This window comes from Parvibaculum sedimenti (assembly GCF_009184905.1).
In the GTDB taxonomy this organism is placed as follows: Bacteria; Pseudomonadota; Alphaproteobacteria; order Parvibaculales; family Parvibaculaceae; genus Parvibaculum; species Parvibaculum sedimenti.
The window spans coordinates 217,466-230,246 of the sequence record NZ_WESC01000004.1; the positions used below are offsets into that span (position 1 = coordinate 217,466).

Here is a 12,781-nt window from a genome sequence, read left to right on the forward strand (position 1 = left end):
CATACGTTGTTAACAGAGAGTTAGCGGATTTGGGATAATGTAACTCAACGAGGGAAGTTCTGCGGGCTACCTTCGGTTGGCGCGGTTGTTGTATGCGTACCCGGACACCCAGAAGGGCCCTCGGCACTCACGGGGGGCGCCCCTCTCCGCAAGGACTGCAAGATGTACAGCGCTCAGACACACTCCATCCGTATTCAGGTCAACCCGACCTATCTCGAGGACCAGTCGGAACCCGAGCAGGATTATTTCGTCTGGGCCTATCACATCGTAATCGAGAATCGGGGCGACAGGACGGTGCAGCTCCGTTCGCGCTACTGGAAGATCACCGACTCGTCCGGCCATGTGCATGAAGTGCGCGGCCCCGGCGTCGTCGGCGAGCAGCCGGTGCTGAAACCCGGCGAGAGCTTCGAATATACGAGCGGTACGCCCCTCTCGACGCCCTTCGGCATCATGTTCGGCACATATCAGATGGAAACCGAAAAGGGCGAGACCTTCAGCGTCGATATTCCGGCCTTCTCGCTCGACTGCCCCCACATCCCGGCCCTGCCCAACTAAGGCGATTTCGCTCGCGGCGCCGTCTTGGTTATGATGCCGGTCCCTTCCTCACGGGACCAGGACATGGCCGCGAAACGCTATTCCACGATCGAGATGATCGAGAAGCTCGTTTCTTTCGATACGACGAGCCGCAACTCGAATCTCGAACTCATTGCCTTCGTCGACGACTATCTGTCGGGTCACGGGGTCGCCTGCCGCCTGATCGCCAATGAGGACGACACCAAGGCCAACCTTTTCGCGACCCTCGGGCCTGCGGACCGCGCGGGCGGCATCGTGCTTTCGGGCCATACCGATGTCGTGCCCGTGGACGGGCAGGAATGGACGAGCGATCCCTTTTCCGTCGTCGAGCGGGATGGCAGGCTCTTCGGACGCGGCACCAGCGACATGAAGAGCTTCATCGCCTCGGCACTCGCCCATGTGCCGGACTTCCTCGAACGCGGACCCGAAACCCCCGTCCATTTTGCGCTTTCCTACGACGAGGAGGTCGGCTGCCTCGGTGTGCGCCCGATGATCGACAGCGTCATCCGCACACTACCCAAGCCGCAGATCGTCATTGTCGGCGAACCTTCGAGCATGAAGGTCGTCAATGCCCATAAGGGCATCCAATCCTATGTGACCACGGTGACCGGCCTCGAATTCCATTCGAGCCAGACGCATCAAGGCGTCAGCGCCATTCAGTATGCGGCAGAACTGATCGGCTTCCTGATGAACCTCGCCGGGGAGTTGCGGGAACGCGGCGACGCCTCGGGCCGTTTCCGTCCGCCCTTCACCACGATCAGCGTCGGCCTCATCAAGGGCGGCAGCGCAGTCAACATCATTCCCGGCCATTGCAGCTTCGCCTGGGAATGCCGCGCCCTTCCCGACCTCGACCCGGAAGAAATCATCACGCGCTTCAACGCGCATGTCATCAAGGACGTCCTGCCGCGCATGCGCGCCGTCTCACCCCACGCGAATGTCGAAACCGTCATGCGGGCGCGTTCGCCGGGCCTTGCGGCCGACGACGGCTCGCCCGGCGAGACGCTGGTGATGAAGCTGGCGCAATGCAATTCGCCGGAGGCCGTGTCCTACAACACGGAGGCCGGGCTATTTCAGCTTGCGGATATTCCGACCGTCGTCTGCGGTCCCGGGTCGATCGATCAGGCGCACAAGCCCGACGAATTCATCGAGCTTGCCCAGATCGCGGAATGCGACCGCTTCATGGTGCGGCTCGCCGAGCACGTCGGCGGCGAGTGACGCCGCCGCGTCAGATCAGGGACGAATCGCCGGCGCCACATTGCGGTTCACTTCCGCGGTGAGGGCCGCGTCGAACTTCTGCGCGACGACCTGCATCAGATCCGAATAGGCCTTGTCGCGCTCATTGAGCGTCGCGCTTTGCAGAATGGTCTGCGTAGCCGACGCGAAGGCGGTCGCGGTATAGGCAGCGTAGTCGCCTGGCTTGTCGCCCTGGATTGCGACATTAAGCTTGGCTTTCAGCGTGGCAGTGAGCTTCGTGTCCACCTGATCGCCGAAAAAACCCTCCACCCCGCCCTTGGTCGGCAAGCGCGTTTCGATCACGTTGCCGTCGAGGATGGTAAGCGTCGCGATGCCGCGCTTGCCCACCGCGACGAGGCGCGTATCGGCCCAGCGCTGCGCGATACCCGCCGGCGTCACAGAGTGAAGCTGCTCGACATTGGGCGCGCGTCCCGGCGGGTTGTAGCGGTCATCGACGGAGATGGAGGCAACGTCGAGCTTGATCGGGCGCCCGACGAAGCCGATGTCGGAGCGGGGCGCGGGCGGCGGCTCGTTCGCGCAGGCGCCGAGAAGGGCGACTGAGGCCATGAGCACGGCGGCGGCCATGTTGCGCGCGGAAAACTTCAAGCTCATTCCAGTCCCTCCTTCAGCGTATCCGCCGCGAAGAGATAAACCTCGCTGCAGAAATCGCAGGTCACCTCGATGGTGCCGTTCTGTGCCATCTCGTCGATCTCCGCCACGCCGAAGGAGCGGAGCACATCGGTCATCTTCTCGCGCGAGCAATGACAGCCGAATGCAACGTCAGCGGGCTCGAAGGCGCGCACTCCATCTTCATGAAAGAGGCGATAGAGAAGCTCCGTCGGCGCAAGCGCCGGATCGAGCAATTCGTGATCCTCAACCGTGCCGAGCAGGATCGAGGCGCGGTTCCAGTTCTCTTCCTCGTCGGTGAACGGCCTTGCGTCCTCCGCGTCGCGATGGCCGGTGAGGCCGCCATCGCGGGCGATATGCTGGATCATGATCGCGCCGGCGCGCCATGACGTGCCACCATGGCCAGCCGCGTCGCGCTGGAAAAGCGGCCCTGCCGCGAGGCGGATGCGCGTCGCGATCTGTTCGGAACTCGCGAAATACTCATGCGCGGCTTCGGATAGGCCCTTGTTGCCCAGAGCGACGATGCCCTGATAGCGTTCCATGTCCGCGCCCTGGTCGATCGTCATGGCAAGATGGCCCTCGCCCAGAAGATCGGGCGTGGAAGTGTGGCCCGATGCAAGATATTGGGCGAGACGTTCCTCATCCATCAGCGCATAGCCGCGAAGCTGACCGAAGCTCCGATCCTCATCCGCCGTCCAGTAATCCGCGACGAGCATGCTTACGGGGCCGTTGCCGTTGGTCTGCAGCGTGAAGCGTCCCTTGAACTTCAGCGCCGAGCCGATCATGGCGGTGAGCGCGAGCGCTTCACCCAGCATGCGCGAAACGGGTTCGGGATAGTTGTGGCGCGTCAGCACCTGATCGACCAGCGGCCCGAGCCGGATCACGCGCCCGCGTATGCCGAGCCCCTCGATCTGGAAAGGCAGCACAAGATCGTCGCGATGAGCCACAAGACGATCGGTCAGGGAGCGCAGCTCCATGTCACTCATTGAAAATTACTCAAGAAAAACACCATGCCAACACGCCCTTCTGCGCGTGGAGCCTGTTTTCCGCTTCATCCCACACGACCGATTGAGGCCCATCGATCACATCCGCCGTCATTTCCTCACCGCGATGCGCCGGCAGGCAATGCATGAAGATCGCGTCCTTGCCCGCTGCCGCCATCAGCCGCTCGTTCACCTGATAGGGTGCAAGCAAATTGTGGCGATGTCGTGCCTTTTCCTCGGGCGTTCCCATCGAAACCCAGGTGTCGGTGGTTACGCAATCGACGCCCTTCACCGCTTCGAAGGGATCAGTGGTGGTGACGATCTTCGCGCCCTTCGCCCGCGCCCAGGCCAAGGCGCCTGCATCGGGGAAAAGCTCCGGCGGACAGGCGAGCCGCAACTCGAAATCGAGCTGGGTGGCCGCGTGGATCCACGAAGTCACCATATTGTTGCCGTCGCCGACCCAGGCAACGGTGCGGCCCTTGATCGGCCCCTTATGCTCCTCGAAGGTCAGCACATCCGCCATGAGCTGGCAGGGATGCGACTTGTCGGTAAGGCCGTTGATGACGGGCACACTCGCATATTCGGCGAGATCCGTCAGATGCTTGTGGTCCGTCGTGCGGATCATGATCGCATCGACATAGCGCGACAAAACCCGCGCCGTGTCGGCGATGGTCTCTCCGCGGCCGAGCTGCGTGTCATTGCCGTTGAGGAGCAACGTCTCGCCGCCCAGCTGGCGCATGGCCACGTCGAAGGAAACGCGTGTGCGGGTCGAGGGCTTCTCGAAGAGCATGGCGAGAAGCTTGCCCTTCAAGGGGCTGTCCATATCGGGCTCGGCCTGCGGCTTGCCCTTGCGCAAGGCCTTCCGCGCCTTCGCGCCGTCGAGGATGGAGCGCAGTTCCACGGGCTCGACAAGGTCGAGATCGAGGAAATCCCTGTGGGTCTTCAGCGCGTTCATTGCGCACCTCCCGCCGCCTTGGCGGATGTTTGCGCCAGCTCCGCTTCGAGGGCCGTGCAGGCCCGGTCTAGGGCTTCCAGCGCTTCGTCGAGGTGGCTCTCGTCAATAATGAGCGGCGGCAGAAGCCGCACGACATTGTCGCCTGCGCCCACCGTCAGCAGATGTTCCTTGCGCAGCGCCTGAACGAGGTCGCTATTGGTGATGCGGCATTTGAGCCCCAGCATCAGCGCCTCGCCGCGCACTTCCTCAATGATCGACGGATGCTGGTCGACGAGCCCGGCGAGCTTCTGCTTGAGCTTCACACCGATCGACCGCACATGGGCAAGGAAGTCTTCCTGCATCATCATGGAGACGGCGGCGTCAGCCACCGCCATGGCCAGCGGGTTGCCGCCATAGGTCGAGCCATGCGTGCCGACCGTCATGCCACGCGCCGCATTCTCGGTCGCAAGACATGCGCCCACCGGGAAGCCGCCGCCCAACGCCTTTGCGACGCTCATGATGTCCGGCGTCACGCCTGCAAGTTCATGTGCAAAAAGCTTGCCCGTGCGGCCAAAGCCCGTCTGCACTTCGTCGAGGACAAGCAGAATGCCCGCCTCATCGCAAAGCGCCCGGATCTTGCGCAGGTCTTCATTCGGCAGCACGCGAATGCCGCCTTCGCCCTGGATCGGCTCTATGAGAATGCCAGCCGTGGCCGAAGTGATTGCCTTTTCCAGCGCCTTCATGTCGCCGAAGGGCAGATGCACGAAGCCCGGCATGTCGGGGCCGAAGCCTTCGAGATACTTCTTGTTGCCGCCCGCCGCGATGGTCGCGAGCGTACGTCCGTGGAATGCGCCTTCGAAGGTGATGAGTTCATTGCGCTCCGGCGCGCCGCCGACGAAATGATAGCGCCGCGCCATCTTGATCGCGCATTCGAGCGCTTCCGCACCCGAATTGGTGAAGAAGACGGTATCGGCGAAGGTCGCATCGACGAGCTTGCGCGCGAGTTTTTCCTGTCCCGGAATCTTGTAGATGTTCGAGACGTGCCAGACCTTCTGCGCCTGTTCGGTCAGCGCGCTTACAAGCGCGGGATGGGCATGGCCGAGCGCGTTCACCGCGATGCCGGCGCCGAAGTCGAGATAGCGCTCGCCCGATGCGGTGAAGAGATAAGGTCCCTCGCCTCTCTCGAATTCGAGGTCGGCCCGCGCATAGGTCGGCAACACTGGGGTAATCAAGATCAGGTCCTTCTCAATATTCCTTGGGTCCCTTGATGCTCAATGAAACGGCTGTCTGAGCATCGCGGGCCGGGCGACGATCGGGAGTTCCGAACGACAAGCTGGTCTTCCTCCGCGACGCCCTCATGGCACCGCGGTTCTTCCAGTCAGCGTCGTCGTTTCCCGTTCAGGATCATTCGATCTGTCTCGCGCCCAATAGAAAAAGCCGCCTGAGAAGGGCGGCGATCCGAGAAGTGACGCAGTATTACGGAGGCAAAAGAGCCTGTCAAATCCGGCCCGCCGGGGGCTTTACCCCCGGCCAGGCTCAAAACCGGCCCGAAAGCCTCACCCCTTGAGCCGGTAGCCTCGCCGGAACAGCCGGTCGCTGACGATCCAGAGGACGGCATTGACCGCTATGGTCAGGATGACCCCGATCTGAACCGAGCCGTCAGCATGGCCGGTGAAGCCATAGCGGAAGCCGTCGATGAGGTAGAAAACCGGGTTCCAATGGGTGATCCGATGGGCGAAAGCCGGGAGCTGGTCCACCGAGTAAAAGGTGCCCGAGAGAAAGGTAAGCGGCAGGACGATGAAATTCGTCACCGCCTGAAGGTGGTCGAATTTCTCCGACCAGATGCCGCCGAGCATGCCCAGCAGCGACAGCATCAGCGAGGCGCCCACGGCGAAGAAGAGCACCGCCCATAGATGCGCGATGCCCATGTCGACGAAGGGAAACATGCCCGCCGCCGTCACCAGACCAACGACCACGCCACGGGTGACGCCGGCCATGGCGATGCCGAAATTGAGTTCGCCGGGCGAAAGCGGCGGCATCAATATGTCGACGATATTGCCCTGCACCTTCGAGATCAGCAGCGACGAGGAGGTGTTGGCGAAAGCATTCTGGATCATGGTCATCATGATGAGACCCGGCGCCAGAAACTCGATGAAGGGCACGCCATGCACAGCGGGGCGCAAGGAGCCCACCGAAAGCGCGAAGATTGCCAGATAAAGCAGCGTCGTGATGACCGGCGCGACGATCGTCTGAGTCAGGACTTTCCAGAAGCGGCGGACTTCCTTCAGATAAAGCGTCCATGTGCCGAGCCAGTTCACCGCACCGAAGCGGCGCACACCGCTTTCGGGAAAAGCCCTCTCGCCGCTTGTGATGCTCATCCCCTGCCCCTCTCTTCGGTCCCGATGCATGGCAGACATGTAGGCTCTCGGCGCCAAAGGGGCAATGCCCGCCAAGCCTCGCTTTTCTGTGGATAAGGAACTCCATCCAGAACGGCGCGGTTGCGGAAAACCGGCTCTATCTTGTATATTTATTGTCAGGGCCTACGAAATCTAGTGCAGTTCTACGCGGGGGCCCTTGCGGTCGCTCACCCTCGCAATCGAGCGCCGCGTGAATGGGGCCTCGATCGGTTGTCCGCGACCCGCGGACGGGACTGAGCATCGAGGCGAGGGGAAGGTGATCCAAATGTGGACCGATGAACGCGTCGAAATGTTGAAGAAGCTGTGGTCGGACGGGCTGAGCGCCAGCCAGGTCGCCAAGCAGCTTGGTGGTGTTACGCGTAATGCCGTGATCGGCAAGGTGCATCGTCTGGGCCTTTCCGGCCGCGCGACGCCGAGCCGTCCGGCACGCCCCCGTCCGCAAACGACAGCACGGGCAATGGCGCCGCTGCGCGGCCGTCCGGACCCGCTGGTGGTGGAACGCCGCGCCGAGGAACTGCGGAGCGAAGCGCATATCGAACGCGCCGAAATCGCGCGGATCGAGGCGGAAGCGCTTGAGCCTGCCCAGCGGGCGACCGTGCTCACGCTGACCGAGCACACCTGCAAATGGCCGATCGGCGATCCGGGCCGTCCGGGTTTCCACTTCTGCGGCCGTGGCGCGGACTCCAGCTCCCCCTATTGCACGGAACATGCACGGCTCGCCTACCAGCCCGTGCAGCCCCGTCGCAATCGGGACCGCACCCGCAAGGACTCCTACGCCATCTGAGCGTTGCGAGGCCCAATAAAGAACCGGCGCCCCGTTTTCGGGTACGCCGGTTTTTTGTTGTCTGCGTGATAGCGAGGCCTCAGGCCCGGAACTGCTCGTCGAGCGAATAGCCTGCCGACCGGACCGTGCGGATCGGATCCTTCTCGTTCTTCTCGTTGAGCGCCTTGCGCAGGCGGCCGACATGGACGTCGACGGTGCGGGCCTCGACATAAACATCGGAGCCCCAGACCGCATCGAGAAGTTGCTCGCGGCTGAAGACGCGGCCCGGATGCTGGATCAGGTGATCGAGAAGCCGGTACTCGGTGGGGCCGAGATGGACTTCGCGCTCGCCGCGGCGTACGCGATGCGCGGCGCGGTCGATGACGATATCGCCGAAAGTCACCAGATCGTCGGTAAGCGCCGGGCGGATGCGGCGCATCACAGCGCGGATCCGCGCCAGAAGCTCCGTCATCGAGAAGGGCTTCGTCACATAGTCGTCGGCGCCGGTGTCGAGGCCGCGAATGCGATCGGCCTCTTCGCCGCGCGCCGTGATCATGATGATCGGCAGGTTACGAGTCTCGGGGCGGCCACGCAGGCGGCGGCACAGTTCGATGCCGGAAATGCCGGGCAGCATCCAGTCGAGAAGGACGAGATCGGGCGTCACCTCGCGGATGAGCATCGCCGCCTCTTCGCCATCGGCGGCAGCCACGACCTTGTAGCCTTCCTTGTCGAGGTTGTACTGGAGGAGCGTCGAGAGCGCCTCTTCATCCTCGACGATCATCACCGTCGGCCTCATGCGGCGCTCAAAACCGACTACCGACTGCTCGCGTTCCTCGATGACCGCCATATCCATCCGATCCTCGTCCTGATCCTGTCGTTAAGCTCCGACAGACGTAGAGCTTGTCTTGTCGCCCTTGGGTCTGTCATCGGCGACGGGGATGCCCGTCACCACATAGCGCACGGTCTCGGCGATGTTCGTCGCGTGGTCGCCGATACGCTCGATGTTCTTCGCAATGAACAAAAGATGGGCGCAGACGCCGATGGTCCGCGGATCTTCCATCATGTAGGTCAACAACTCGCGGAAGACCGAGTTGTACATTTCGTCGATTTCCTCGTCGCCGCGCCACACTTCCAGGGCGGCCTGGGCGTCGCGGTTTGAAAAGGCGTCAAGCACACTCTTGAGCTGGCCCTGGGCGAGACGGCCCATACGGGCGATGCCCTGAATGAGGCGCACGGGCGTATCGAAGTCGCCCTGAATGACCAGGGCGCGCTTGGCGATGTTCTTGGCCAGATCGCCGATGCGCTCGAGGTCGGTCGAAATCTTGATGGCGGCGATCGCTTCGCGGAGGTCGGATGCCATGGGCTGGCGCAGCGCGATGACGCGCACCGCGCGCGCTTCGATCTCGGCTTCCAGCGTGTCGATTCGGCGATCTTCCTGCACGGTGCGTTCGGCAAGCTCGCTATCGCGGCGCGAGACGCTTTCGATGGCGCCTGCCAGCTGCGCTTCGGTCAGCCCACCCATCTGGGCGATGCTCGCGGTGATGCCGTCGAGCTCTTCCTGGAAGGACTTCACTGTGTGATCGGTCACGCCTCGTCTCCTCTTGCCCTCAAGCCGGCCCCGCGGCCGGTTTCCGCCCCGTCGCGCATCGTTATGCGGGGGCAAACTAATGCGCCGGTACAAATAGTACGTGACGCTTGGGTGTCACTTTTATGACATAAGCCATTTTACCCCCGAAATCTGCGATCTGCCGAGTGGGTAGGCGCAAAATAAAGGGCAGGCCTCAGGCGGCGGGCTTGGCCTCGCCGGCGGCGGGAATCAGGACCGAAAACACGGTGCCCCTACCGACTTCGCTGTCGACCGCAAGCGTACCCTGATGACGGTTCACGATGTGCTTCACGATCGCGAGCCCCAGTCCCGTTCCGCCCTTGGCGCGGCTGGCTGCGGCGTCCACCCGGTAGAAGCGCTCGGTAAGGCGCGGCAGGTGTTCGCGGGCGATGCCGGGACCGAAATCGCGGACGGTCAGCCGCACGACGGGCTTTCCGGCCTTGGCGTCAGGCGCGAGGTTGATCTCGACGCGCTTGCCTGAGCGGCCATAGCGCAGCGCATTGTCGGCGAGGTTCTGCACCACCTGTCCAAGCTCGTCGCGATCGCCGCGCACCTTGGGCAGGTCCGGCGCCGCCGTAACGACGATTTCGACCGCATTTTGTGCCGCCAGCGGCATTAACCCGTCCGTCACATCGTTTACGACGCCGAGAAGATCGACCACGCTGTCGGGGCGGACATGCTCTCTCAACTCGATGCGCGACAGCGACATAAGATCCTCGATCAGACGGCGCATGCGGCCCGCCTGATCCGACATGATTTCAAGGAACCGCTCCTGTGCCTGCGGATCGTCCTTCGCATGACCTCGCAGCGTGTCGATGAAACCGGAAAGCGAGGCGAGCGGCGTCTTCAGCTCGTGGCTGGCATTGGCGATGAAATCGACGCGCATGGCCTCGACGCGGCGCATATCAGTCACGTCGCGCAGCAGCACCAGAACCGGGCGGTCGCGGCGGCGGCGCGCCGGATCGACGCCCGGCACCGCCGCTGCGGCCTCGGTATCGATCGGCGAGATATAGGCATCGTAGTGGCGCTCGACCGGCACGGGAACGCTGTATTCGACGCTGCGCGCCGCGCCACCCCGCATCACCTCCTCGATCGCGGTGATGAGCGGCGCACTGCGGATGGCCGTCGCGACATGCTTACCGACGGGCGAGGGCCCCAGGATCGGCGTCGCCGCACGGTTGGCAAGCGCCACCCGCCCGGTACCGTCAAGAATAATGAGCGGATCGGGCAGTTCATTCAGGATGGTGAGGCCCGCTCCGGAGCCCAGCAGGGCGGCGGCTGAAAGCGGCTGTGTCGTCGCTGTCCGCATCATCGTCCCTCTTGCTTCGCCCGTGAGAATGCTCTGAAGGACCGCTACCCCGGCAAGTACGACGAAGGCAATGAGCGAGGACCACAGACCCAGCGCGCCCACGGAACCCAGAACGACGAAGACGATGGCCGCGGCGGCGATGAAGGTACGGGTGCTGTTCCAGCGTCCGGCGAATTCGCGCGCCTTCTCCCGCATCAGGTTCGCATCTCCGTCCGTGGTCGCCATATCTATTCGCCCGCCTCGTCTCGCCACACGCAACCCGACACCAGAATTCCGACTCAAGCGGCTCTGTTAGCATCTGAGTATGCCATTCGCGATGACAATACGATGAAACTCTTCAACCACCACGGCCTCTGAAATCCCTGTTTTCGGGCCCGGGGCCCGCCCGCTTCAAAAGCCAGCGCCGGGCGACAGCCCATTTCGCCATATTCGGGTTGATGACATTCGTCCGGTTTTCCGTAAATTCGATCCATTGGCGCGGTTCGCGCGGGTTCGCTTCGAGAGGCCATTTCAAATGACCGATATCAAAGGCAAGACAGCGGTGATCACTGGCGCCGCCAGCGGCATTGGCCGGGCGACCGCCGTTGCGCTGGCACGGGAAGGCGCCCGCGTCGCCGCCGTCGACCTCGACCGGGCTGGCCTTGCGGAAACTGCATCGCGTATCGCCGCCATCGGAGGCGAGGTCACGACCTATCTTATCGACGTCGCCTCGCGCGATGCCGTCTACGCCTTCGCGCACGAAGTGGAGAGCGCCTTCGGCGGCGCCGATATTGTCATCAACAATGCGGGCGTCGCCCAGGTCGCCACGGTCGAGGAACTTGCCTATGAGGACTTCGAATGGGTGATGAACATCGACTTCTGGGGCATGGTCTACGGCACCAAGGCCTTCCTGCCGCAACTTCGCGCCAAGGGCCAGGGCCACATCGTCAATGTGTCGAGCGTCTTCGGCCTTTTCGCCGTACCGACGCAGGCGGCCTATAATTCCGCCAAATTCGCCGTGCGCGGCTTCACCGAGGCCTTGCGCCACGAGATGCGCGGCTCGGGCATCGCCGTTTCCTGCGTCCATCCAGGCGGCATCAAGACCAACATCATGCGCAATGCGCGCTTCCTTCAGAGTGTGCAGACGACGGTGCGCGAAGAGGCTGCCACCGGCTTCGACAGGCTCGCCCGCACCACGCCCGAACGCGCCGCCGAGGTCATCATTTTCGGCATCAAGAAGAACAAGGGCCGCATCCTCATCGGCCCTGATGCGAAAGTTCTCGACATCATCCAGCGCCTCATGCCGGCGTCCTATGGGCGGATCCTCTTTCGTGGCCCCAACAACGGCGGCCTCGGCATGCTGACCAGCGGCGAGGCGCCCAAGACGACCGTCTGAGGCCCGGTTGGGTTTCCGCCCCCCGATGGACTAATCTGTCGCAAAGAAATGAAAAACAGCGGAAGCGTCATGTCGTCATCGGCCTCCGGCCTCATTGGTCCCAGTTCGCAATTCTATTTCTCCCAGCGCCTTCGGCTTCACTATGTCGACTGGGGCAACGAGAACGCGCCGCCGCTGCTGCTCGTTCATGGCGCGCGCGACCATTGCCGCAACTGGGACTGGGTAGCGGCCGAACTGCGCGACCGCTACCACATCATCGCCCCCGACCTGCGCGGCCATGGCGACAGCCAGTGGATGGTGGGCGGCACTTATGAAATGAACGATTACGTCTACGATATCGCGCAGCTCATCCATCAGAAGGGATTGGCGCCGCTGACCATCCTCGCCCATTCGATGGGCGGGGCCGTTGCTTTGCGCTACGCCGGGCTCTACCCCGACACGGTCAAGAAGCTCGTCGCCATCGAAGGACTCGGTCCCTCGCCCAAGATGCTGGCGGAGCGCACGAAGGACAGCATCGACGAGCGTCTTCGTAAATGGATCGACGAAATGCGCGCCATGTCTGCGCGCCAGCCGCGGCGCTACGCCTCGATCGAGGAGGCATGGAAGCGGATGCAGGCGGAAAACCCGCACCTTTCGCCGGAACGCGCGCGACACCTCACCATTCACGGCGTCAACCAGAACGAGGACGGCAGCTACAGCTGGAAATTCGACAATTATCTGCGCGTCCTTCCGCCTTCAGGCTTCGACCCGCAGATGGCAACCTGCCTCTGGGCGCGCATCGATTGCCCGACGCTGCTCGTTCGCGGCAAGGAAAGCTGGGCGAGCGATCCCCTCGCAGATGGCCGCGCCGCTCATTTCCCGAATGCGCGCGTTGCCAATATTGATGGCGCGGGCCACTGGGTGCACCACGACAAGCTCGACGAGTTCATGAGCGTCCTGAACGAATTCCTGAACGAATAAT

Annotated in this window: 13 protein-coding genes; 5 read left to right on the top strand and 8 right to left on the bottom strand. The window is 63.0% G+C overall.

The window, feature by feature from the left end:
- Positions 1–162 precede the first annotated feature (162 nt).
- Both apaG and argE read left to right on the top strand, forming a co-directional pair.
- Positions 163–555, top strand: a complete 393-nt coding sequence (apaG, locus tag F2P47_RS05995) for a Co2+/Mg2+ efflux protein ApaG (protein WP_152215263.1) — start codon at positions 163–165, stop codon at positions 553–555.
- Positions 556–618: 63 nt separating this feature from the next.
- Positions 619–1,788 (top strand): acetylornithine deacetylase, encoded by a 1,170-nt coding sequence (gene argE, locus F2P47_RS06000; protein WP_152215264.1) that lies wholly within the window; start codon positions 619–621, stop codon positions 1,786–1,788.
- Between the two features lie 15 nt (positions 1,789–1,803).
- On the opposite strand, the gene F2P47_RS06005 is transcribed toward argE, so the two are convergent.
- From F2P47_RS06005 to F2P47_RS06025, 5 genes are all read right to left on the bottom strand, one after another.
- Entirely contained in the window at positions 1,804–2,418 is a 615-nt protein-coding gene (locus tag F2P47_RS06005) for a hypothetical protein (protein ID WP_152215265.1), read from the bottom strand.
- A complete protein-coding gene (locus F2P47_RS06010; protein ID WP_246176764.1) occupies positions 2,415–3,419 on the bottom strand; it encodes an Hsp33 family molecular chaperone in 1,005 nt (334 codons plus the stop codon). Before F2P47_RS06010 ends, F2P47_RS06005 begins: the two co-directional genes overlap by 4 nt.
- 10 nt (positions 3,420–3,429) lie before the next feature.
- On the bottom strand, positions 3,430–4,371 hold the full coding sequence (gene argF / locus F2P47_RS06015; protein WP_152215266.1) for an ornithine carbamoyltransferase: 942 nt from the start codon (positions 4,369–4,371) through the stop codon (positions 3,430–3,432).
- Positions 4,368–5,582 (bottom strand): aspartate aminotransferase family protein, encoded by a 1,215-nt coding sequence (locus F2P47_RS06020; protein ID WP_152215267.1) that lies wholly within the window; start codon positions 5,580–5,582, stop codon positions 4,368–4,370. The genes argF and F2P47_RS06020 overlap by 4 nt, the downstream gene beginning before the upstream one ends.
- A gap of 324 nt (positions 5,583–5,906) precedes the next feature.
- The gene (locus tag F2P47_RS06025) at positions 5,907–6,728 is read right to left on the bottom strand and encodes an ABC transporter permease (RefSeq protein ID WP_152215268.1); all 822 of its coding nucleotides are present in this window, start codon (positions 6,726–6,728) and stop codon (positions 5,907–5,909) included.
- Positions 6,729–7,032: 304 nt separating this feature from the next.
- Between F2P47_RS06025 and F2P47_RS06030 the strand changes: the two genes are divergently transcribed.
- Positions 7,033–7,551, top strand: a complete 519-nt coding sequence (locus tag F2P47_RS06030; protein WP_152215269.1) for a GcrA family cell cycle regulator — start codon at positions 7,033–7,035, stop codon at positions 7,549–7,551.
- A gap of 79 nt (positions 7,552–7,630) precedes the next feature.
- Here the strand turns inward: F2P47_RS06030 and phoB are convergent, their stop codons facing one another.
- The 3 genes from phoB to F2P47_RS06045 all read right to left on the bottom strand — a co-directional run bounded on the left by phoB (position 7,631) and on the right by F2P47_RS06045 (position 10,670).
- Complete coding sequence (gene phoB, locus F2P47_RS06035) at positions 7,631–8,326, bottom strand: phosphate regulon transcriptional regulator PhoB (RefSeq protein ID WP_152215371.1); 696 nt, start codon at positions 8,324–8,326, stop codon at positions 7,631–7,633.
- A gap of 81 nt (positions 8,327–8,407) precedes the next feature.
- A complete protein-coding gene (gene phoU / locus F2P47_RS06040) occupies positions 8,408–9,118 on the bottom strand; it encodes a phosphate signaling complex protein PhoU (protein ID WP_152215270.1) in 711 nt (236 codons plus the stop codon).
- Between the two features lie 193 nt (positions 9,119–9,311).
- The gene (locus tag F2P47_RS06045) at positions 9,312–10,670 is read right to left on the bottom strand and encodes an ATP-binding protein (protein ID WP_152215271.1); all 1,359 of its coding nucleotides are present in this window, start codon (positions 10,668–10,670) and stop codon (positions 9,312–9,314) included.
- Positions 10,671–10,959: 289 nt separating this feature from the next.
- On the opposite strand from F2P47_RS06045, the gene F2P47_RS06050 reads away from it, so the two are divergent.
- Together F2P47_RS06050 and F2P47_RS06055 are read left to right on the top strand one after the other, a co-directional pair.
- Positions 10,960–11,820 (top strand): SDR family NAD(P)-dependent oxidoreductase, encoded by an 861-nt coding sequence (locus F2P47_RS06050; protein WP_152215272.1) that lies wholly within the window; start codon positions 10,960–10,962, stop codon positions 11,818–11,820.
- Positions 11,821–11,889: 69 nt separating this feature from the next.
- Complete coding sequence (locus F2P47_RS06055) at positions 11,890–12,780, top strand: alpha/beta fold hydrolase (protein WP_152215273.1); 891 nt, start codon at positions 11,890–11,892, stop codon at positions 12,778–12,780.
- Position 12,781: the final 1 nt, after the last annotated feature.

What these genes read in the sequence shown, in the direction of transcription:
- apaG (WP_152215263.1), top strand. Translation starts at nt 163, where the DNA reads ATGTACAGCGCTCAGACACACTCCATCCGTATTCAGGTCAACCCGACC.
- argE (WP_152215264.1), top strand. Translation starts at nt 619, where the DNA reads ATGGCCGCGAAACGCTATTCCACGATCGAGATGATCGAGAAGCTCGTT.
- F2P47_RS06005 (WP_152215265.1), bottom strand. Translation starts at nt 2,418, where the DNA reads ATGAGCTTGAAGTTTTCCGCGCGCAACATGGCCGCCGCCGTGCTCATG.
- F2P47_RS06010 (WP_246176764.1), bottom strand. Translation starts at nt 3,419, where the DNA reads ATGAGTGACATGGAGCTGCGCTCCCTGACCGATCGTCTTGTGGCTCAT.
- argF (WP_152215266.1), bottom strand. Translation starts at nt 4,371, where the DNA reads ATGAACGCGCTGAAGACCCACAGGGATTTCCTCGATCTCGACCTTGTC.
- F2P47_RS06025 (WP_152215268.1), bottom strand. Translation starts at nt 6,728, where the DNA reads ATGAGCATCACAAGCGGCGAGAGGGCTTTTCCCGAAAGCGGTGTGCGC.
- F2P47_RS06030 (WP_152215269.1), top strand. Translation starts at nt 7,033, where the DNA reads ATGTGGACCGATGAACGCGTCGAAATGTTGAAGAAGCTGTGGTCGGAC.
- phoB (WP_152215371.1), bottom strand. Translation starts at nt 8,326, where the DNA reads ATGAGGCCGACGGTGATGATCGTCGAGGATGAAGAGGCGCTCTCGACG.
- F2P47_RS06045 (WP_152215271.1), bottom strand. Translation starts at nt 10,670, where the DNA reads ATGGCGACCACGGACGGAGATGCGAACCTGATGCGGGAGAAGGCGCGC.
- F2P47_RS06050 (WP_152215272.1), top strand. Translation starts at nt 10,960, where the DNA reads ATGACCGATATCAAAGGCAAGACAGCGGTGATCACTGGCGCCGCCAGC.
- F2P47_RS06055 (WP_152215273.1), top strand. Translation starts at nt 11,890, where the DNA reads ATGTCGTCATCGGCCTCCGGCCTCATTGGTCCCAGTTCGCAATTCTAT.